Raw genomic sequence first — 23,093 nt, 5'->3', positions numbered from 1 at the left:
GCTCAGTGGCCGGAGCCGGCCGTTGCAGCAGATGGGGCAGCGGCTGTTGCGGCGGCACCTCGGCCCATCAGCGGCTTGGCTGCATCGCCGATGATGGCAAAGCCCGACCAGTAGTAAGGGTGCGACGTTTCCAGCACATCCATCATCTGCCGCTGCGATTGGCGCAGCGCTTCGCCGACGGCTTGTTTGCCGGCATTGGCGAACAGGCCGAGGATCAGCGTGCGCGTGGCATCGAAACTGTCCGGCACCGGCCAGTGGCTGGCGATCACGGCGCGGGCACCGGCCCCGACGAAGGCGCGCACCAGACCATCCAGGGCAAAATTGCCGCCGGTGGTGATGCCGGCTTCGCGCGTGGCCGAAGCCGTGGCGGCACCGGCGGTGTCACACGCCGAAAGGATGATGGTGTCGGCATCCAGCGACAGATCAAAGATGTCGCGGAAGCTGAGCAGGCCATCGGAGCCGGCGCCGCCAAAGCTGGTGAGCAGGGCCGGGCGCGCCGGGCATTCCGGGCGCGGCGCGGTGACAAGGCCGTGGGTGGCGAAATGGATGATGCGATAATTCTTCAGATCGCTGCGCGCCATCATGGCGGTGTCGGTGAAATCGCCTTCGGTGGAGACGGTGGAACCGCTGGTGCGCAGCAGATCGGCCGCCAGCCGCAGTTCGGTGGCGGAAATCGGCCGCGACCATTCCAGCAGCGGCCAATCACAGTCATTGCGCGGCGGCACCGGGCTGGCGTTTGCCGGCGCGCTCACCGGAATGGCGGTGGCCGCCGCCGGCAGGGCCGCTGCCAGGGCAGCCGCACCGCGCGTGCTGCCGGTGCGGCTGGCCGCCTCGGCTGGCGGTGCTGCCGCCACCACCGGCAATTCCGGCGGGCGCGCACCGGGCGGCACGCTGTTCTGGCCCAGCCCCAGATAGGCATTGGCGGCCCGGCTGCCGGCGATGCTGCGCACATCCATGAAGGCCCGTGGCGAAGTGGCGGTGGACACCATGCGATCACGGCCCAACCAGGCCAGGCCGCGCGCGTCGAACGGATCGGCATTGTCGTCGGTCTGCCGCGCCTGATAGGCGGCCAGATTGTCATCGGCCGTGATCAGCAGGTTGAACGGCAATTGCAGCAGGGCGCCATCCGGCTCGGCAATCAGATGCTTGCTGGCCAGCATCAGCTTGGCGCCGACGCCATCGGCCGGCCCGGCCAGCAACATGTACAGGCGGCGTGCCGCAGCGGCATCGAACGGATAGGTGGTCGGTCTGCCGTTTTCGAAGATCACCACCGTGTCACGTATGGCCTTCACCAGCGCGCCGAGTTCCGTGCTGGTGGCGGCAATGCTGTGCACCGCGGCGGCCTGTCGGCCGAGCACCAGTGCATAGGCCTGTTCGCCCAGCAGGATCAGCTTGTAATAGGCTTCGTCCGGGCCCAGCACGGCCTGCAGGCCCGCAACGGTCACCGTGGTGTTGCTGATGCTGCGATAGCGCGGGAAGTCCGCCAGCCGCGCCAGCACCGACGTCTGGTCACGGCCCAGCACCGCCAGGCGCTCCCGCAGGGCGGCGACGCGCTCGCGGTCCAGCACGGTGGGCGCCTCCATCTGGTCGATCCGGCTGATTTCGGCCTGGGTGCGCACCAGATCGCGCGACAGGGTGACCGATTGGCGGAACAGGGCCGACGCCGCATCGCTGCCGCCCGACAATTCACGCGCCAGCACGGCCTGGGTCTGTGCCACGCCGGGTCGCAGCAGGATCTGGCTGGCATCGAACAGATCGGTTGCGGCGGCGGCGTCGCCCTGGGCGGCCAGCCCGGCAAACCACGGTACCAGCAACGGCCGCAACAATTGGCCGGCGCCCGGAACGTCGGGCGCTGCCTTGACGATGCTGCGGAACAGCGGCGCGGCCTCTGCCGTGCGTCCCTGTCGTTGCAACAGTGCCGCCTGCCGCGCTTGCGCCGCCAGCAGGGCCGCGGATTGCGGATATTGCGCTGCCGTCAAGTTGACCGCTTCGGCCAGGGCATCGATGGCCTCTGCGCCATTGCCCAACTGCTCGGTCACGCGGCCACGCTCGGTGGCGACCGCTGCCCGCAGCCAGCGGATCGACAGCACGCGGCCGCCGCGCACCTGCGCCAACTGTTCTTGGGCCTGTGCCAGCGCGATCGCCGCAGCGGGCAGATCGCCCAAACCGCCCAGCGCCGCACCGCGCAGATACAGCGCCTGCGCGTCCAGAATCTGCACCCGTTCTGCCAGCGTCAGTGCCGCGTCGCCGCCACCAATGGCGGCACCATCGATGTTCAGGCGCTGCGACAATGCGGTGTCGATATATCCGGCTGCCAGGCGGCTGGTATCGGTGGTGCCGATATTGCCGCTTACCCGGCGTGCCAGTGTTTCCAGCGCAGCGCTGTTCTGGCGGCGGTTCAACTGATGCTGGGCCAGCGCATTGCGCTGCAGGCGGCTGGCGACCGGATCATTGACGTCGATCAACAAGGCCGCCCGTCCGAACAGGCGCTCGGCGTCCGCAAAATTGCCGAGATTCGATTGCTGGAGGCCCTGATTGGCAAGATATTCGGCGCTGCGGGTGAAGCCGGGGGCGCCCAGCCGATTGCGCTCCACCAGCAGGTCGAAAAACTCCGCCGCTTCGGCAAAGCTGGAGGCATTGTTGCGTCCATAGGCTTCGACAAGCGCCTGCCCTGGTTCCAGACTGCCGGCCTGGATGCGCGCGAAGGCCGCCGGATCGCCCGCCTCGGTTGCCGCCACCTCCACAGTGCCGGCCATCGGTGCATCGGCCACCAGCGTGCGCAAGCCCAGTTCCAGCGCCGAACCATAGCCGCCAAAGCCATCGGCAACATAAAGCGTGCGGCCGCGCTGCACGGACAGGCGCAGGCGATTGAGGCCATCGACGGCGCAGCGGCTGGCCATCGCGCCGGGCAGGCCGGGCAGCGATGCCGCCACGGGCGTCGGGCAGCCCGGCATCAGCGGCGGTGCGCCGGTTCGCAAGGCATAAAGGCTGCCGACCGGCGCGGCCGCATCCCGGCACACAATGCGATAGCCGCGATCGAACATGCCTTTCAGCAAAGGATCGGCGACCTGGGCCTGCGCCGTGCACAACACGCCAGCGTTGCCGATGCGGAAGCTGTCGGCCAGCGTCAGGCTTTGCGCCTGCGCCGGCACGGCCGGAATCGGCAGCAGCGCGGCTGCCATCAGCATGAGCCCGACACGGTTCATTTCAAGCCTCCCGGCCGGCGCACACCGCTGGGGATCGGATCCAGCCACAGCGCCGGATTGCCGCCGCTGGTCGCCGGATCATTGGTCTCCAGATCGGCCGACATCTGGCTGAAATCGATCAGGCGCTGCAGGGTGACGATCGGCAGTTTTTCCGCCAAGGTTTCGGCTTCCTCGGCTTCATCGGCCTGCTGCGCGGTTGCTTCCGCCTCGCCTGCCAGACCGGGGATATTGTTCACGATCGCTTCGATCTTTTGTTCGGCTGCGGCCGGTGGGCCGGGGGGCGGCGCGACGGCGCACCCGGCGACCACCGCGCAGCCATTGATCTGTGCCGCCGCGGCCAAACGGGAGACGTCGGGCTGGACCGTCACGGCCGTGCGGGTGGCATTGTTGGTCAGGAACGTGCCGCCAGACCCGAGCACGCGGCCATTGATCACCAGATCGAGCAACGCCGTCTGGCTGCCGGTCGCCGTCACGATCAGTGCGCCGCTGCCGGCGGTGAACCCGGCGCGGGTGGCAGCATCGCCGCTGTTCTGGATCAGCACATCCTGTGCCGCGCTGATGCGGATGGCGCCGGCGCTCAACGGTCCGGCGGGCGCCGGGTTGGCTGCGGCAGCATTGATCGCATCGTCGCGCGCCGTGCCGGACAAGGTGCCGCCGCTGATCTGGCCGAGCAGCGTGTCGCTGCCAACCCGCACACTGCCCGCGGTCAACGACAAGGTGCCCAGCGGCGCGTCGGCATTGCTGCCCAACTGGATGCGGCCATTGCCGGTCGCCACTTCGATGCGGCTGCCGGACGACAAGGCCAGCGTGTTGGCCGCTGTCGCCTGTGCCATGGTGACGGCGCCGGTGATCCTGAGCAGGCCACCGCTCGACAGGGTGATGCTTGTTGGCAGGGTCTGGCCCTGATTCTGGCCCTGATTCTGGCCGGGCACGCTGGCCGGCAGATCGAGCTGACCCACCGTCATCGTGCCGGTCGGCAGGCGCACGCTGATGTTGCTGGCACGCAAGGTCGCGAACTCGGCGTTCGACAGGCTGTAGGTGCCGGTGACATCGCCGCCGCCGATGCTGGCGGTGTTGACCGCGTTGTTGGTCAGGGCATCGCCGACTCGGCCATTGGCGGTCAGGCTGATGTCGGTGGCGCCATTGCCGCCGATGGTGCGGCCGGGGGTGATGATGATGTCATCCGACGTGATGGTCACCCGGCTGGCGCTGACATTGCCGGCCAATGTGGCAGCGCCGCCCACATCGATCAGCGTGGCCGTCGGCGCGGTGATGGCCTGGGCACTGAAATTGCCGGTTGCCGCGGCGATGAAGCGGCCGGTGTTGGCCGCGCCGGTGATGGTGACATCGCCGATCAGGCGCACCGGTGTGCTGGCCAGCAGGGCGGCAAACTGCGGGTTGCCGGCGGTATCGAAACTGATCCGCGGCAGCATTTCGTGGCTGGCGATATAGATGAAGCCGCTGCCCGATGTGGTGAGCGCACCGGTGTTGATGCCGCCGGTGTCGAGCAGCACGATGCCGCCTGGCGCAGCGATGTTGCCGGTCGTCACCCCCTGCACACCCGAAAGCGTGGCGCTGCCCGATATGTTGATCGCGCCGGTGGAGATGGTGCCCGGCGACGTCACGAACAGCACGCCGCTGGCCGCAGGGGCTGGATTCACCGTGCCGGCATCGATGTTGCCGGTGGTGATCGCGCCGCCAGCGGTGAGGAAGATGGAATCCGCCGCAGACAGGCTGCCCGTGGTCAATGTGGTGGCCGCGGTCAGCCTGATATCGTCGCTGGCGCGGATCGTGCCGGTCACCAGCGCGCCGCCCACGCCGGCGGCCTGCCGGGCCGTCAAGCTCAGGGTGCCGCCCACGCTCAGGTTGCCGGTGGTGAGGTTGCCGGTGGTGCCCAGCGTGAGTGCACCGGTGGCCGTAAGATTGCCCAGCAGCAGATCGCTGGTGGCGTTGAGATTGATGAAGCCGGTGCTGGCGGCATCGACAAGATCAACGGTGCGCGCGCTGACGCTGGCCCCGTTCGAGACGGTCACGCCGGCGCGGGCCCGGAATGTGCCGGTCGTGGCCGCTTCGAGCAGACCGGTGACGAGCGTGCCATTGACGCTGATGTCGGCCGTTACCGCTGCCACGGCGGCGGCGAACAGCGGGCTGTAACTGGGCACGCCGGCTGCGAAGCTGATCAGGCCGGCCTGTTCAAAGCCGCCGAAGCGTGTCCGGCCCGATGTCGGCGTCGCGACGGCTGCGGTGGTGATGGTGCCGCCCGACAGCAGCACGAGATCGCGCCCGCTGGAGAGCGCGCCGCTGGCCAGCGAGCCGGACGAAAGCAGGCCGATATCGCCGGCTGCCGTCACGCTGGTCAAGCTGACGCCGCCGCCGCGCACGAAGATATCGCCGCGCGCGCCGGCCTGCGGTGATGCCTGCGCCGCAGCCAGGGCGCCGGTGGCCGCCAGCGCGCCGCCAGCGATCAGACTGGCGCGATCGCCGGCGGCAACCGCCGTCAGTTGCAGGCCCTGCGCGGTGGTGATGCCGACTTCACCGGCAGCGGTGATCGAGCCAAAGCTGCCGGCACCGCCGGCAACCACGATCAAGTCGTCGGTCCCGACAAAGCGGCTGTCCAACGCGACATTGCCGCCGCTGTTGATGCTGGTCAGCCCGGCATTGATCAGGCCAGCAATGCGCACCCCGCCGCCAACATCGATCGACATGGCTGTCGGCGCGGTGATCGCCTGCGCACTGAAATTGCCGGTGGCGGCCGCGACAAGGCGCCCCGTGTTGACCGCGCCATTGATGGTGATGTCCCCAACCAGGCGCTGCGGTGTGCTGGCCAGCAGGGCGGCAAACTGCGGGTTGCCGGCCGCATCGAAGCTGATCTGCGGCAGCAGTTGGTGGCTGGCGAGATAGACGAAGCCGGTGGCCGATGTGCTGAGGGCGCCGGTGGCGATGCCGCCGGTGTCGAGCAGCACGATGCCGCCCGGCCCAGCGATATTGCCGGTCGTCACCCCCTGCACACCCGAAAGCGTGGCGCTGCCCGATATGTTGATCGCGCCGGTGGAGATGGTGCCCGGCGACGTCACGAACAGCACACCACTGGCCGCAGGGGCTGGATTCACCGTGCCGGCATCGATCGTGCCGGTGGTGATCGCGCCGCCAGCGGAGAGGAAGACGGAATCCGCCGCAGACAGGCTGCCCGTGGCCAATGTGGTCGCCGCGTTCAGCCGGATATCGTCGCCGGCCCGGATCGCGCCGGTCACCAGCGCGCCGCCCACGCCGCCAAGCCGCGACGCCGTGAGCGACAGCGTCCCGCCAACGGCCAGATTGCCCGTGGTGATGTTGCCGGTGGTGGCCAGCGTCAGCCCGGCATTGGCCGTGATACTGCCGAGCACCACATCGGTGGCAGCGGTGAGGTTGATGAAGCCGGCGCTGGCTGCATTGACCAGATCGATGCTGCGCGCACTGACGCGGGCTCCTGTCGAGACGGTCACGCCACCACGGGCCTGGAACGTGCCGGTCGTGGCCGCCTCCAGCAAGCCGGTGGCAAGCGTGCCGCCCACCGCAATGTCGCCGACTGTCGGTGTGTTGCCGGCCGCGAACAGCGGGCTGTAATTGGGCACACCGGCCGCCACGCTGATCAGGTTGGCAGAATCGATGCCACCAAAGCGGACCCGGCCGGATGCCGGCGTCGCGATGGCGCCCGTGGTGGTGTTGCCGCCCGACAGCAGCACCAGATCACGCCCGCTGGAGAGCGCGCCGCTGGCGAGCGGGCCGGACGAAAGCAGGCCGATATCGCCGGCCGCCGTCACGCTGGCCACGGTGACGCCAGCGCCGCGCACATGGACATCGGTGGGGCCAGCAGCCACGGGCCGGACCATGCCGGCATCGATCGGTCCGACGTTGATGGTGCCATTGGACAACAGGCTGATCCGGCCACCGACGCTGATCCCGGTGCCGGTGATGGCCGTGGCCGCGTCGATCACGCCATTGCGATCGGCACGCAGGCTGGTGAAATCGATGTTGCTGCCGGTGATGATGATATCGCCGGTGCTCACCACATCCTGCAACGTCACCGTTGCTGTCGGCCCGCCCAGGATCTGCACATCCTGGCTGCCGGTGGTCTGGGTCAACAGATTGATGCCGGTGCCGCCACGCAGGATGACGACGGGCGCGGTGATCACGCCGCGCGGCCCGCTGGCCGGGGCGGCAAACCCGGAAACGACCGATCCCTCGGCGCTGATCTCCAGCCGGCCGCCGGCGGTGATCGTACCGCCGTTGTTCAGGGCCAGGCTGCCGCGCGAGGCGAACTGGATGTCGCCCGATACGGTGATGGTCGATCCGGCTTCGGCCACCAGCCCGCCGCGCAGGGTCGATGTGGGATCGACGGTGCCATTGGCAGAGGCCCGGAAGCTTGGCAGCAGGATTTCGGCGCCACCGGCGCTGAACAGCCGGATCACGCCGGGCTCGCCATTGCTGCCAGCGGCGCCCGAACCGGTGCCATTGGCTGTCGCCTGCACCGATCCGCCGCTCGACAGCCGCACGGCGGGCTGGCCGGCCTGGCCAGTGCTGCCGATCGTGATGCTGCCGCCAATGCCGCCGGCCGAAAGGCCGGGCAAGCTGCCGACACCGCCGGCGTTGCCATTGGCGGTCAGGTTCAGCCCCAGATTCACGTTGGCAGTGGCATTGGTGAACAGCATCTCGACGCTGCCGCCGCGCCCGTTGCCGTGCCCGGCCGGCGTGCCGGCGCCGGCCGACCCGCCGCTGCCGCTGGCGGTCAAGGTTGCCGACGCCAGACCGAGTGTACCGATCGCACCGGTGGCTGTGCCATTGCCCATGCCGATCTGGATGGTACCGCCGCGGGCATTGCCGCCCGCGCCCGCAGCACTGGCGCTGCCGCCATCGCCGCCAATGCCATTGGCTGTGGCGGTAACCGCGCCAATCGCCAATGTGCCGCTGTTGCCCGTGGCGCCCAGCAGGATGGCGCCGCCTGCGGCCGTGCCGCCGTTGCCGCCGGTCACACCGCCGCTGCCGCCCGCCCCGCCGCGCGCATCCGTTTCGATGGCGATGGCCCCCGATGGGGACAACCGCAAATTGTTGGGCGCGGCGCCGCCGGCAGCAAGGAAACGCACCTCGCCGCCGCTGGCATTGCCGCCCGCCGCGGTCTGGCCAGTGCCGCCGGTCGCGGTGGCAGCGATGCTGATGCTGCCGGCGACATCCAAGGTGCCGGCGCCGATGTCGAATCCGATCTGGGACCCGGTGGCATTGCCGCCGGTGTTGCCAGCACCGCCGGTGCTTTGGGCACTGATCACCAGGCCGCCGCTGCCGATGTTCATCGTGCCATTCACCGTGGCGAAGATCTGGCCGCCGGCCGCTGCGCCGCCGATGCCGTTGCTGCCGCGCCCGCCGTTGCCCCGGCTTGCCAGCGTCAGGCCGCCGTTGGCGGACAAGCTGCCATTGTCGGCGACGGTGACATTGATGGTGCCGGCGGTGGCGTTGCCACCCCGGCCACTGTTGCCACTGCCGGCAAGTGCGTCGACATTCAGCCCCAACTCGCCGACGACGACAATCTGTCCCGACGACATGTTCACCGCGGCGGTGCCGGCGGTGGCGCTATCGCCCTGTGTGCCGGTCAGGCCGGTTGCGCCGGCCGACAGCGCAAGATCGTCGCCCACGTTCAGAACGCCGCCGCTGTTGGCAACCAGCGCCGTGCCGCCGGTGGCCGTGCCGCCAACGCCATTTTGCGCGATGCCGCGGGCAAACAACTGGATGTCGCCAAGGCTGCCAGCAGTGGTGATGCGGCCGGCATTGCCATTGGCATCCGGCGTCAGGCGGATTTCGGCACGGCCCCCGGTGCCGTTCCGGCCCGACCCATCCGCCTGCATATCGATATGGTTTGCGGTCAGCGCGCTGCCTTGCCCGCTTGTCGTCAACTGCGCGGTGCCACCCACGCCGTCGCCGCGCGTCGTGCCATTTCCGCCCCAGGCCTTGGCCGTCATGAACAACGTGTTGTTCATGGTCACGTTGGCGCCGCCCGTCACATCCATCTGGGCCGTGCCGCCGATGCCGTTGCTGCCAGTGCCATTGCTGTTGCCGCCGCCCAGCGCCTCGGCGATGACATAGGCAAAGTTGGTCTGGAAGGTGCCGCTGGCCACCGTCAGGATGGCGCTGCCACCCGTCGCAACACCGCCGCTCAAACCGTTCATGACGCCAGAAGCGTCTACCGCCACCTCGTTTGCCACCTGCACGATGCCGCGGGCCGTGAAGCGCGCCGTGCCGCCGGTGGCGGTGCCGCCGGGACTGCCATCGCCATTGCCGGCCACCGCACTGGCATCGACCGACAGAAGATTGTTGATCTGCAGGGTGGACGTGTCGGCCAGCAGCACCTGCGCCAGACCGCCGCGCACGACGTTGTTGGCGCGCGCTGTGCCGTCGGCTTCGGCCCGCACCTGGGCAATGCCACCGACCATCAGCGTGCCGCCGGTGGAGGTGATGCGCGCCGTGCCGCCTTGCGCCGCGTTGCCGATGCCGTCGGCGATCAGGGACAGGCCGCCAAGGCTTGCATTGAGCGTGCCGCCTGCAAAGGCCAATAGGGCCGAGCCGCCCATGCCATCGCCGCGCGTCGCGCCCAGGCCGCCGGTGCCCGTGGCTGTCGCTGTCAGCGCCCCCGGAAGCTGCAAGATATTGCCATTGCCGATGCTGGCCGCGCCGCCCGTGCCTTGCCCGCCAAGGCCCAGGCCGGTGCCGCCGGTGGCCGTGGCATCAAGGATGATCTCGCCGGTGCTGGCGCTGGTGATGACGAGGTCGCCGGTTCGGCCCAGGCTGGCCAGGTTGACCATGCCCCCCGTGGCAGTGCCGCCGGCCCCGTCGATGCCTTCACCGCCCTGGGCAGCCGCCGCCAGTGTGATACTGGCCAGATCCAGATTGATCCGCGCGGTGCCGGCCGTTTCAAACCGGCTGGTGCCGCCCACAGCCGCGCCGCCGCTGCCGCCCTTGCCGCCGGTTGCCGCCGCGCTCAGGCGGAATTGCCCATTCACGGTCGCGCTTGCGCCGGCACCCACCAGCACGGCCGCCGTGCCGCCCGTGGCGTTGCCGGCCTGGCCGGAAAGACGTTCGGCGCCAAGCGCGGTGCTGTCGATGTTGAGGGCCGTGGTGACCAGGCTGCCACCCGTGAGGGTGACGGTCGCTGTGCCGCCAAGCGCCGCGCCGGGTAGGGTCTGCAGCGATTGAATGGCTTGATAGCCCGCCCGGGCCTCCAGATTGAGGCCGGTGCCGGCAAATGAAAGCGTGCCGGCCGATTGCACGGCAATGCTGCCGGCGCGGACGATCTGGTTGACGACATTGGTGTTGATGATCGCATTTGCTGCCGCTTCGAGGCCACCGGCGGCGACAATGCTGCCGCCTGTGGCCGTCGTGATGGCGATGCCGCCGGCCTGGATGGTTCCGCTGCTTTCCTGCGATGACGAGGCGGCACCGGCCTCCAGCAGGATCTTGCCGCCGGCGTCGATGGCGCCGGCTGTGGCCGAAAGAGTGAACTGGCCGCCGTTGGGATTGCTGGACAGGGCGGAGCCATCCCAGCGCAGATCGCCGGCGATGTCGAGCGTACCAGCCACGGCGGCAACGGTGCCATTGCCGCCCGCAGCCGTGCCTTCGCCGTTGTTGGTTGGCATGCTGGCATTGGTGTTGATGATCAGATGGCCGCCGACGCTGGTTTCGCCGCCGCTCACGGTCAGGCTGGCGTTGCCGCCGCTGGCCACGCCTGCGGCCTGGCCATTGCCGCTGCTGGCGCCGGCCTGCAGCTCAAGGCCGCTCGGCAGCGTGAACGTGCCGGCGCTGTTGACGGTGATGTTGCCGCCGGTGCCGTTGCCGACGCTGACACCGTTGGACGAATTGCCGCCCCGGCCCTGGACATCGAGCACCAGATTGTTCGAACTATTGCTGGTGACGATCAGGCTGCTGTTGCTCGCAACATCAACGCTGATGGTGCCGCCGATGCCGGTGCCGCCCGCCGCGGTGGCGGCGTTGGCGCCGGTGCCGCCGCTGCCGGTGGCGCTGATGGTGAAGGACTGGTCGCCAATGGCAAGGCTGGTGCTGCCCAGGCTGGCAAGCGTGATGCTGCCGCCGCGGCCGGTGCCGCCGATGCCGCCGCTGCCCAGGCCGTCATTGCCATCGCCGGTGGCGCCGCGCCCGTCGGCCAGCAGGTTGACCCCGCCATTGATGGTCAGGCTGGCGCCGATGTTGGTCAGCAGGGTGATATCGCCGGCCGAACCATTGGCTCCATTGGCATTGGTGGCATAGCCGGCATCGGCGCTGGCATCGGCCGTCAGGCTGCGGGCAGTAAAATTGCCCAGCGATTCAAGCCGGATATCGCCCGCAATCGCGACGCCGGCATTGCTGCTGTTGGCGGTCACGCCGGTGTTGATCGACAGGCCCTTGCCCGGACTGTCCTTGCCGATGCTGGTCGTGCCGCCGGCCAGCCAGAGCACGCTGCCGCCGGTGATGCCGGCGCCGGGCCTGGTGAAGAACCGCGCGACGTCGGCCCGGATCGACAGCGATCCGCCGATGCTGACCGTGCTGGTCGGCGCCGTGGTGATCGCAACATCCCCGCCAAACGCCGACGATCCGGGCGACGTGCCGGAACTGGTGATGTTGGCCAGGATCTGCATGTCGCCGATGGTGCTCAACGTGCCGCCGGTGCTGCTGAGATCGGCATGGCCGGCGCGGGCCAGTGTGCCGCTGGCCTGCACGGCAAGATCGAGCGTGCTGCCAAAGGCCAGGCGTCCGCCATTGTCGAACATCAGTTCGATCTCGCCGCCGGTGCCGGCACCCGCCACACTGCTGCTGCTGCCGGCCGTGCCGTTGGCGGACAGCGTGGCAATGCCGTTCGCATTCACCTGCGCGTCGTTGGCCGAAACCAGGATCCTGCCAGCGGTTGCCGAACCCCCCAGCGTGTCGCCACTGCCGCCCACGGCATCGGCGATCAGGCGCGTCACGCCGCTGATGGCGACAATGGTCCCGCCGGTGGCTTCCAGCTTGGCGTTGCCGCCGGCGGCGCTGCCACCTGTGCCGGCAAGGCCGTTGCCACCCGTGGCTGCCGCATCGAACAGGGCTTCGCCGGTCACCGTCATCCGGCCGGCAGCGATCAGCGCGCGGGCTGTGCCGCCGGTGGCTGTGCCGCCGGAGTCGGCCTGCTGGGCAGTGGCGCTGGCCCGCAGCCTCAGATTGCCGCCCACCGTCAACACGCCGCGGCTGTTTTCGATCTGCGCCGTCCCGCCGGTGGCGTTGCCGCCATTGGTGCTCAGCCCGCCCCGGGCAAACAACTGCACATCCTGCACCGATGTGATGCTGCCGCCAAAGTTGCCCGCATCGGGCGTGAAGCGGATTTCGGCCAATCCGCCGGTCGCGGCATTGCCATAGGCTTCGGCTTCCATGTCCAGCCGATTGACTGTCAGCAAGCTGCCCTGTCCGGTGGATGTCACGCGCGCCGTGCCGCCGGTCCCCACACCGCGCACGCCGCCCATGCCGCCGCTGCCGCTGCCATAAAGGAACAAGCGGTCGCTGACCGCGACCTGGGCACCGCCCGCCATGCTGAGGGTCGCCGTGCCGCCCCGGCCCAGGCCGCCCGTGCCCGTGGCGCTGTCGCCGCCAAAGCCCTGCGCCAGCACATTCACGTCGGCCGTCTGGAAGCTGCCCCCGGTGATGGTCAATTCGGCGCTGCCGCCCATGCTGCCGCCGCCGACGCCATCGAAATAGGCGGTTGCGTCCAGCTCCACCAGATTGGTCGCCGCCACAATGCCGCGCGCGGCGAACCGGGCCGTGCCGCCGGTGACGGTGCCGCCGGGGTTGGTGTCGCCGTTGCTGGCAATGGCGCTGGCGTTCACGATCACCGTGTCGCTGCTGCGCACATTCGAACTGGCAGCCAGCAGGATTTCGGCGGTTCCACCGCGAATGATGTTGCTGCCCAGCGCCTGGCCCTCGGCCTCGGCGCGCACTTCGATGATGCCGTTCACATCCAGCGTGCCGCCGGTCGACGAAATGCGGGCGGTGCCGCCGAAGGCCTGATTGCCTTCACCGTCGGCTGCCAGCAACAGCCGGCCATTGTCCACATCCAGTGTGCCGCCGTTGAACGCCACTGTGGCGGTGCCGCCGTTGCCGGTGCCGCGGCCGGCGGTGGTGCCAGCGAAGCCGCCAAAGCCGCTGGCCCGCACGGCCAGCGCGCCGGGCAGGGTCAGGACATGATCGTTGACCACCCGGCTGGTGCCGCCGGTGCCGGCGCCGCCCAGCGTGGTGCCATTGCCGCCGGTGCCGTTCGTGCTCAAGGCAAGGCTGCTGGCGCCTGCCCCGGTGAAGATGATGCTGCCGCTTGCCCCCAGGCTTTCGAGGATGGCCGTGCCGCCGGTTGCGCTGCCGCCGCTGCCAGAGGTGCCGTTGCCGCCAACAGCGATCGCACTGACATTCAGCATCGACGTGCCGAGATTGATCGCCGCCGTGCCGGCGACCGAAAGCTGGACGGTGCCGGCAGTGGCGGTGCCACCGGCAATGCCATTGCCGCCGCCGGCACGGCCGTCCAACTGGAACGAGCCATTGATGGTGGCATTTGCCCCTGCGGCCACCAGCATGCGCGCCGAGCCCGCCGTGGCATTGCCGCCGATGCCATTGCTGTTGCCGCCGCCGCCCGCACTGGCCGTCATTCTGACGCCGGCAGAGGTGAAGCTGCCGCCAGTGAGGTTGAGCACGAGCGCGCCTGTTGCCGCAGCGCCGCCCTGGAAGCCTGAGCCGATATATTGGGCGCGCGCGTCCACAAACAGGCCGGTGCCGCCGATGGTGACAGTGCCGGCCGACAGCAGATCGAAATTGCCACTGCGCGCTGTCATGGTGAAGACGGGTTGGCCAACCAGCGACACCAGATTGGCCGAGAAGCCGCCGGCCGCATTCAGCACGCCCGCGCTGCCCACCGTCACATCGATGTCGCCAGCCTGGGACTGGGTGGTCGCCACCGTGGTTTCGGTGAAGACATTGGCGGCCATGCTGAGGCTGCCGCCGATCAGCACGCTGCCATCCACATCCAGCGCCAGCGCGCCGCCGCGCCCGATGGTGCCGCCGCCTTCGGCGGTGAAGGTCAGATTGCCGGCCACATCCAGCGTGCCGGCATTGACGTCCACGCTCAGCGTGCCGCCGGTGCCGTTGCCGCGCAACGTGCCGGGGGTGACACCGCCATTGCCGTTCAGCAGCAGGCTGCCGTTGATATCGGCCACGCCGCCGCCGATGGTCACCGTTGCGGTGCCGGCGGTGGCATTGCCGGTCTGTGCGCCGCCGCCGGCGACCGCGTTCACCAGCAATTCGGCCGATCCCGGCACCGTCAAAGTGCCACTGCTGGCCAGCAGGGCAGTGCCGCCAATGCCATTGCCGCCGTTGGTGCTCGATCCGCCGCCCGTGCCGGTGGCGGTGGCCCGCAGGGTGCCCGGAACCGTCAGGGTGCCGCTGTTCAGCGCACGGGCCGTGCCGCCGGTGCCCACGCCGCCCGCCGTGCTGCCGGTGCCGCCGAGCCCGAAGGCCGACAATATGACGTCAAAGGCGCTGCCGCCCGACAGGATGAGGCTGCCGGTGCCGGTCGTTGCCAGCGTGGTGGTGCCGCCGGTGCCGGCGCCGCCCGCGCCCGCCGCACCGGTGCCGCCCGTCCCGCTGCTGCGCATGGTGAAATTGCTGGAAGCCGAATTGATGGTCGCCGTGCCGGCCGATTCCAGTCGCGCCGTGCCGCCAACGCCGGCTCCGCCGGCGGCGCCATTGCCGCCAAAGCCCTGGGCGGAAATCTGCCAGGGGCCAGTGACATGTGCGGTCGCGCCGGCGGATACCATGACGCTGGCGGACGCGCCGGTTCCGGCACTGCCGGTGCCGCCCGGATTGTTGCCGCCCAGGCCATCGGCGATCAGGATCACGCCCGGCGATGCAAGGCTGCCGCCGGTCACATTCAGGCCGATGTTGCCGGCCCGCGCCGCGCCGCCAACGCCATTGGCCGACGAATAGACGGCACTGGTATCAAGATAGACACCGGACCCACCGATCGTCGTGGCGCCGCCGCTGCCGATGCTGATGCTGCCGCCGCGCAAGTCCAGGCTCGTGGCGGGCTGTGCGCCGGCGGCATTGGCAAACAGGCTCAGGCCGGCATCGGCGCGCAGTGTCCCGCCCGTGCCCACCGTCACCATGATCTGGCCAGCCTGGGCCGATGCGTTTGCCGCCAGCGTGTTGCTGCTCACCGATGCCGTGCCGGACACAAGGCCATCCACTGCCAGCGTGCCGCTGCTGCCAAGCGTCAGCATGCCGCCGGTGGCCGCCAGGCCGCTGCCGTTGGCGGTGAGCGACAGATTGCCATTCACATCCAGTGTGCCGGCATCGGCCCGCACGGTCAGGGTGCCGCCGGTGCCGTTGCCGCGGTTCGCCAATGGCAACACGCTGGCATTGGCGTTCAGCGTCGCATTGCCATTGATGGTCGTGGTGCCGCCGCTGGTCGACAGCGTGGCGGTGCCGCCGGTGGCATTGCCGGTCGCCGGGCCGTCGCCGCTGGTGGCGTTCACCAGGATGTTCAGGCCGCCCGGCAGCGTGAAATTGCCGGCATTGGCAATGGTCACCGTGCCGCCGACGCCATTGCCGCCCGTGCCAAGACTGCCCGCGCCGACGCCGCCGACGCCAACCGTGTCAAGTTCCAGGCTCTGGCCGGTTGTGGACAGGCTGCTGAGGCTGCTGGTCGCGCTGCTGTCGATCAGGATGACGCCGCCGGAACCTGTGCCGCCGGCGCTGTTGCTGCCGGTGCCGCCGGTGCCGGTGGCGCGGATGCTGATCGGCTGGCTCGCCAGGTTCAAGCGCATGGCGCCGAAGTTGCTGATGCGGATATTGCCGCCCGTTGCCGCACCGCCAGCGCCGCCCAGATTGTCACTGCCATTGGCGTTGGCGTTCAGTGCAATTGTACCGGACACGTTGAACTGCGCGCCGGCTGCCGGCGTGGACAACAGGATCTGCCCGGCGGTTGTTGCCGGTGCGGTGCCGAACGGCACGCTGTTGTTGCTGGCATTGGCGGTCGCGAACAAGCCTCCGCCGATCGCCAGCGTGCCACTGGCAGCGCTGATGGATATCGATCCGGCCGCCGATGTGCCGCCGGTACCGCTCGAGAAGTTGGCTGAAACGCCCGTGTTCGCACGGCCGCCAATCGTTGTGTTGCCGCCGCTGCTCCAGTTGATGACCCCGCCGGTGGCTGTGTCGGCGCCGCCGCCGCCGATGACATTCGCGTTGGCATAGACGTCCAGGCTGCCCCCGACTGTCGTGCTGGTGCCGCTGCTGCTGCTGATCGTGACGGTGCCACCAACGGCTTGCGCGCTATTGAAACCGCTCGTGATCGACACATCGTTGAACAGGGTGAGCGTGCCGTCCACCTGCAAGGCGCCGGTGCCGGTGCCGATGATGTTGGTGCTGCCGCTCTGGGCAATGCGCCCATCGACGGAATGGAACACATCGACGCCACCGTTGAACTGCAGCCGGCCGAAACCGGAATAATTCAGGTTGATGGCGCCGCCGGTGGCATTGCCGTTCGGCAGCGATGTGCCGACGCCGCCGCGCAGGAAATCGATGAACGCGGTAGAGCCATTGAAGTTGATGGTGCCGCCACTGGCAGTGATCGTGCTGGTGCCGCCGATGGCATTGCCCGGCGCCAACCCAGACGCGCCGCCGATGGCATTGGTGCCGATGCGCAACCCATTGGTTGATGACGACAGGTTCAGCGTGCCGGCCGTGTTGATGATCTCCAGCGTGCCGCCGGTGGCGGTGCCGCCGGCCAATGTGCTGCCGCCATTGCCGGCCGATGCCCCGACTTCCAGGGTCAACTGCCCGCTGTTGTTGCTGATGCTGGTGGTGCCGGCATTGCTGATCAGGATCTGGCCGCCCTGGGCGTTGCTGCCATTGTCCTGCAGGCCGCTGACCACGTTGGCGTTGGCGCTGATGGTCAGCCCGCCTTGCGGATCATTCGCGACGGTCAGCGTGCCGGTGGCCGCCGTGCTGATATCGATGGTGCCGCCGGTGGCCGTGCCACGGCCGGAATGGCCATATCCTTGGCCGCTCAGCCCTTCGGCCAGCAGCGCGGGAGAACCCGAAATCGCCAGGGAACCGCCCAGCGACTGGACGGCCACACGAACGGTGCCGCCTGTCGCAGTGCCAAGCAGCCCGCTGGCGGTGGCAATCACGCCTGCGAAGCTGGCACTGCCGCCGTTTACCAGCAGCTCGGCAAGGCCACCGCTGCCGTTGCCCGCCTGTTGGCCCATCGGGCTGGGGGAACCGCCCACGCCGCTGGCCAACAGGCCTATATCCTTCGCCGTCAGTGTTCCCTGATTGGCAAGAATGCGCGTTGTGCCGCCAAACCCGTTGCCGCCTGCCACGCCAATGGCAAGTGCGGCGCCGCCGAAGCCATCCGCATTCAAACCGCCGCTTTGCAGGGTCAGGCTGCCGACATTGGCAGCGTTTGAGCTGCCCTGTTCCAGCTTCACTTCGGCGGTGCCGCCGCGGCCGCTGCCCGGCGCTGTTGCACTGCTGCCGCCGATCGCGAAGGCATCGACGGAAAAACCGCCCGACAAAACCAAGTCGACGGGATTGCCGCCGGTGGCATGCGAGGAGGCCAATATGCCGCCCATGCCGCCAAGCGCATTGCCGCCGCCGGCATCGGTCTGCGCACCGGTGCCGCCGTTGCCGCCCGTTGCCGTTACCGTCACGATCATGGTGCCGGCCCGCACCTGCGCACCGCGCGCAAGGAGATACTGGTTGCCGGCGGTGGCATTGCCGCCGCGTCCGGCTGTGCCTGAAACCTTGATCGCGCCGCCTTGGCCGCCGACGGCGCTGGCATTCAGGTTGACCGTGCTGCCCAGATCGGCGCGTGATCGGTTGATGACCGGCGTGATCGGCCCGCTGCTCACCCCGACATTGGTGATGCCGCCGCCCAGGGCGTTGCCGCCCGCGCCGCCGGCGCCAGTGTCGCTCTCGCCGCCCCTGCCGCCGATGCTGCTGTTGTCAACATTGGTCGATCCGCCCAGCAGCTCGGAAAAGCCGCCGGTCGCGAGCAGAAACAGACTGACCCCGCCCGCGGTCGAACCCGACGCATTGCCGCCCTGGCCGCCGGTGCCTGAACTGGAAGAGCCGCCGGCTCCGCCGCGCGCACGGGCCAGGATGCTCAAACTGTCGGCGACGATTCGCGCACCGCTGCCGTTCTCGGCCCCCTGTATGAACGCGAAGGCTCCGCCCACGATGGCATTGCCGCCGGCACCGCCGCTGCCGGCCAGGGCGTTGCCGCCCGTGGCGTCGGCTTCCAGCAGGAAGCTGCCGACATTCAACGTCGCTTCGTTGACGTTGACCTGGGCGCGGCCGCTCTGTGCGTTCCCGCCGACACTGCCAGCCCCGCCAAGGGCCGACCCGTCCAGCGTGAACGAGGCCGCCGTGGTTGCTTTCGATCCAAGCTGGGCCCGCGTGAAGCCGCCCCGGGCAGCGCCGCCGGTGCCGCCGGTGCCGTTGCCGCCCGATGCCGTGGCCGACAGGCTGATACCGCCCGGTGCGTCGATGCCGGTATCAGCCGCGGTGCCGCCCGTTCCATAGCGCAGAAGCACGGCCGGCAGTTCATTGTCGCCATTGTCGCGCGCCGTCGCATTGCCGCCCACCACGCCGTTGCCGCCCAAGGCATTGGCCGAAACGCTGAGCTGGCCGGACAGCAGCAGGGAGCCGCCATTGTTGAAATTCACTTCGGCGCGGCCGCCAACGGCCACGCCGCCATTGCCGCCGGCCACGCCATTGCCGGCAATGGCATCGGCCGCCAGAAACACGATCTGCCCGCCCAGGGCCAGGGTGGGCCGGCCGCTGGCCAGGATCTGCATCGTGCCGCCGGTGGCACTGCCGCCCCGGCTGTTGATATTCGCGACACCGGCCGGGCCTTGGGCACTGGCACTGATGAACGTTTCACCAAAGGATTCGACCCGGGTCAGTCCGGTGCCGTCGTTGACCTCCAGCAGCGCCGAGCCGCCGCGGAAATCATTGCCGCCGGTGCCGGCAAGCCCGGTGGCATCGGCCGTGATGAACAATTCGCCTGTCGCAAGGTTGCCGCCGCCCTGCACGATCACCTGTGCGCTGCCGGCCTGGATCACGCCGCCGCCGCTGTTGGGTGTGGGGGTTGGCCCTTGCCCCACACTGCGACCGCCAGCCTGGGAACCGGACAGGGCGCCGGCGTCGACAATCAGCCCGTTTGCCGACAACATGGTGTCGGCATTCAGGGTGAGCCGGGCGGTGCCGCCGGTGGCATTGCCGGATTGCTGGCCGTTCTCGCCCGTGTCGCCGATGCCCTGGGCGCGCAACGTCACGTCGCCGGTGCCGTCGTCGTCGATGCCGATGCTGCCGCCAGTCGCCAATTGCACGTTGGCAAAGCCGCCCAAGCCTGCGCCACCGCGGCCGCCCAAGGCCGCGCCGCCGGTGCCATTGGCCTCTGCCATCAGCGAGGATGCTTCCAGCGTTCCGCCGGCAAAGACATGGATCAGCGCCTGGCCGCCGGAGCCGGTGCCGCCCGGTGCCGCGCCGGTGCCGGGCAGGCCGAAGCCATTGGCCAAGACGGTGGCGGAACCGTTGATCCGGAAGCTGGCATTGCCCGACGTGAGCGTGGCGACCCCGGCCGCGCCAGCCCGCACCGGATTATAGGCCGAGGCATCGACCAGCACATCGCCGCCCACGGTCAGCAAGCGGTTGCTGCTGGCGTTGACCGTCGCAACCCGGTCGCCATAGGCCGAAATGCCGCCGGCCAGGCTGAGATTGCCGGATTGGGCCACGGCTTCGATATTGCCGGTTGACCGGATCGTCAGTTCCGACGTGATGTTCTTGCTGTCCACCCGGACCAGCGCAACGCCGGAGCCGGTGCCCGTCGAAGGCGTGGCAACCTGCTGCAGCCCGCGGCCGCTGGTGGTGCCGGTGATGTTGTAACCGGCGGACAACACGATGGCATTGCCATCCACATCAGCCGCGCCGGCCACGTCGAAACCCAAATTGCCGCTGCCGCCGGTGATCAGCAAGCTGATCGAATCGTTCTTCGGCATCGCCACCATGTAGATGCGATGATAAATGCCCTCGGTGCTGTCCCCGGCCGCACCGGTGATGTTGCCGGCGACCTGGATTGCGAAGCCAGTCGCATCGGTGGCGACGTTGGTGGTGATGTCGAACAGGCCGCCGTTCAGGGTGAAACTGGCATCCTGGGCCGCCACCAGCGCCGCCGAACCGTCGACGGTGATCGCGCCGCTCATCGAGATGCGCGGCGCGACGGCGATGACATAGGCATCCCGGCTGCCATTGTTGGCAACAACCGCGCCACCGGGGACGATGTCGACCCGGGCGGTGCTGCCGGCGGCGGCCGCCAGGCGGAACTGGTTGGTGTTCGACAGGAACCGCTGGCCCGCCGCCGCGCCCACCGGATCATTGGCGGTGAGCAGCAGGCTGCCCACGTTGAAGCGCGCCGTGTTCGACAGCAGCAATCCGCCGGGCGCGTAGAACCAGATGCGGCCACCGGAATCGCTGTTCACCGTGCCGTTGAACACGATGGTGCGCGTGGGATCGGCCGCGATGACACGGTTGAGCACCGTGTAGGTCCCGCTCTGGAGACCGGAGCCGCCCGTGAAATTGACGATATTGCCGGCCGGCAGGAAATTGATCGCGTTGGCGCTGGTTGCGGTGTCGGTGGGCGTCCAGTTGATCGTCACCTGATCGCTGTTGATCAGGATCGTTTCGGACGGGCCTTGCCCGAAGCGTTGGAAATTGCCCAGCACCGGGGTGGCGGTGCCCTGGAAGGCCTGCGCGCGCACGATCTGCGGTTGCAGCGCCAGCATGCTGGCCAGAACCGCTGGCGAGGCGGCCAGCGCCAGCCTTGTGCGCGGGTTGAAACCCTGATCGGGCGTGCTGCGCGCCGGCGCTTGCTCGTCGAACAGGCGCATCAGTTGGTCCTCCACGGCAGCAGGCGGGTGGTGAGCGTGACCAGCAGTCGAACGTCGCCGGCATTCACCGGCCCGACACCTTTCAGCGCCACGGCGCCGCCAACATCAACGCGTGCCCGATCCGACAGCACCAGCCGCGCGCCGCCGCCGGCCGAAACCAGACTGGCCGGGTTGTTCGCCGCCGCGCCCAGATTGCGCGTCCAGGCCCAGCCGGCATCGACGAACACATAGGGCTGTGCCGCCAGCTTGAGGGCCGAATTCAGGATGATCGCATCATGGCGCAGCTCCGCAGTCACGGCCAACCCGTCGTCACCGGTCAGCGCGCCGGGCTCATAGCCGCGGCCCACGGTGAAATTGCCCAGGGCAAAACGTTCGAAGCCGAACAGATTGCCGCTGGCATATTGGGCACGCGGCTGCACCACCAGGCTGAGCCGGCGCGACAGCCGGGCTTCGCCAAGGCCGGTGAAGCGCGCCACCGTTGCGGTCGGGCTGCCGTTGACCAGGCCCGGCGGCACGGCCCCGGCCGCGGTGCATACGGCCGGCGATTCGAGACAGTCCGGGCTGGCGCCAAGGATCGAAAGCCCCTGCCGCACTTCCACGCCGAGCGCGAAGCGCCAGGCCGAGGTGCCACCGGGGCCGCGACCGCGCAAATCCAGCCAATCCCCGTCGATCCGGGCATAGGCCACGCGAAGCCGATCACGCGACAGCGGCGCTGCGTTGAACTCCACCTGCTGATTGAGCAGATCAAGCCCGGCCTTGCCCTCAATGCTGGCCGCCTGGCTGCGCCGGAACGGGTAGGCGGCTTCGATATTGGCAAAAAACGTGCGGGCGCGCACCGGCGGCACTGCGGCGCCCAGCGCCGGCCGGGTCCAGGCCTGGGTGACACGACCACCCAGCCGCAGGCCTTCACCGCCGATGGCGAAATCATGCCCGGCCTGCAACACCTGCTGCTCGCGCAGTTGGCTGGTGGCATAATAGGAAACGAAGCTGTGATCGCCCAGGCCGGTCAGGCCATGGGCCTGCAGCCGCAACTGCCCGCCCCACGGCCCGGTTTGGCTGGGGCCCAGATTGGTCACCACAGCATCCGCAGCGATCGGGCGACGCTGCACGCTGACTTCGCCCACCATGTCGCCAACGGTCGTGCCGGCGGGCTTCAGGGTCAGCCGCACGTCCATCCCCGGGATGTCCCGCGCCAGCAAGAGATAACGTTCGGCGGCGATGCGGTTGAACACCTGGCCGGTGGCCAATTTGTTCAGATAACGCGCCACCTGCGCTTCGTTGCGGCCAGCATCGCCGCGCACGCGGATCGCCGTCAATCGGGCATAGAGCACTTCGAACCGGACAACGCCGGATTCGATGCGCTGCGCCGGCACCTGCACCGCCGCCAGATATCCCATGCGGCGCAATTTGGTGGCCACGGCATCGCGAATTTCACAAAGCACCGACACCGGCAATTCGCGCCCCGCCAGCGGACGCCACAAGGCTTCCAGATCGCCAGCCGCAACCGGCGCGAGATTGTTGAATTCAGCCCGCGTCAGCGTCAATTTGATGGCGGCATAGGCCGGATCGGACAACGCGCACGGGCTGCGTTCGATATCGCCGTCAACGATCAGCCGCGTGGGTGCCGTGATGGTCGGGCGCCGGCTGGGGTCGATTTCTTCGCGTGTCGGCGCGCCGGTCACGCCCACCTGCGCCGCCGCCGGATGCGCAATCGCGCCAAGCAGCGCCGTGCCGATCAGAAAGGCGGATCTGCGCCGGGCAAGATCGGGCCGCCGCGGCATGCGCCCAGCCCAACAGCCCCCGTCGTCCATCCCACATCCCCCCGCAACTTTGCGTTGCGACCCCTGATTTGTCGCATCCTAGCCCAAATTCGGGATCTAGCACCAGCATATTGTAAATTGGTTACGTT

At 69.0% G+C, this 23,093-nt stretch carries 3 protein-coding genes; all 3 read right to left on the bottom strand.

All coding sequences use genetic code 11. The features are described 5' to 3' along the window. Positions 1-2 precede the first annotated feature (2 nt). Genes ABWP22_RS09430 through ABWP22_RS09420 form a run of 3 tightly spaced genes read right to left on the bottom strand, consistent with a single transcriptional unit; the run spans position 3 to position 22,965 of the window. Entirely contained in the window at positions 3-3,206 is a 3,204-nt protein-coding gene (locus ABWP22_RS09430; RefSeq protein ID WP_353199718.1) for a CHAT domain-containing protein, read from the bottom strand. Continuing rightward, the gene (locus ABWP22_RS09425; RefSeq protein WP_353199717.1) at positions 3,203-21,184 is read right to left on the bottom strand and encodes a hypothetical protein; all 17,982 of its coding nucleotides are present in this window, start codon (positions 21,182-21,184) and stop codon (positions 3,203-3,205) included. The genes ABWP22_RS09430 and ABWP22_RS09425 overlap by 4 nt, the downstream gene beginning before the upstream one ends. Continuing rightward, on the bottom strand, positions 21,184-22,965 hold the full coding sequence (locus ABWP22_RS09420; protein WP_353199716.1) for a ShlB/FhaC/HecB family hemolysin secretion/activation protein: 1,782 nt from the start codon (positions 22,963-22,965) through the stop codon (positions 21,184-21,186). Before ABWP22_RS09420 ends, ABWP22_RS09425 begins: the two co-directional genes overlap by 1 nt. Between the last annotated feature and the right edge of the window lie 128 nt (positions 22,966-23,093).

Source organism: Sandarakinorhabdus sp. (genome assembly GCF_040398665.1).
Classification (GTDB): Bacteria; Pseudomonadota; Alphaproteobacteria; order Sphingomonadales; family Sphingomonadaceae; genus Sandarakinorhabdus.
Note: the sequence above shows the minus strand (reverse complement) of the source record. Positions and strands in the feature narration are given on the sequence as shown.

Coding starts and splice junctions, on each gene's coding strand:
- ABWP22_RS09430 (WP_353199718.1), bottom strand. CDS start 3,206: ATGAACCGTGTCGGGCTCATGCTGATGGCAGCCGCGCTGCTGCCGATT.
- ABWP22_RS09425 (WP_353199717.1), bottom strand. CDS start 21,184: ATGCGCCTGTTCGACGAGCAAGCGCCGGCGCGCAGCACGCCCGATCAG.
- ABWP22_RS09420 (WP_353199716.1), bottom strand. CDS start 22,965: ATGCCGCGGCGGCCCGATCTTGCCCGGCGCAGATCCGCCTTTCTGATC.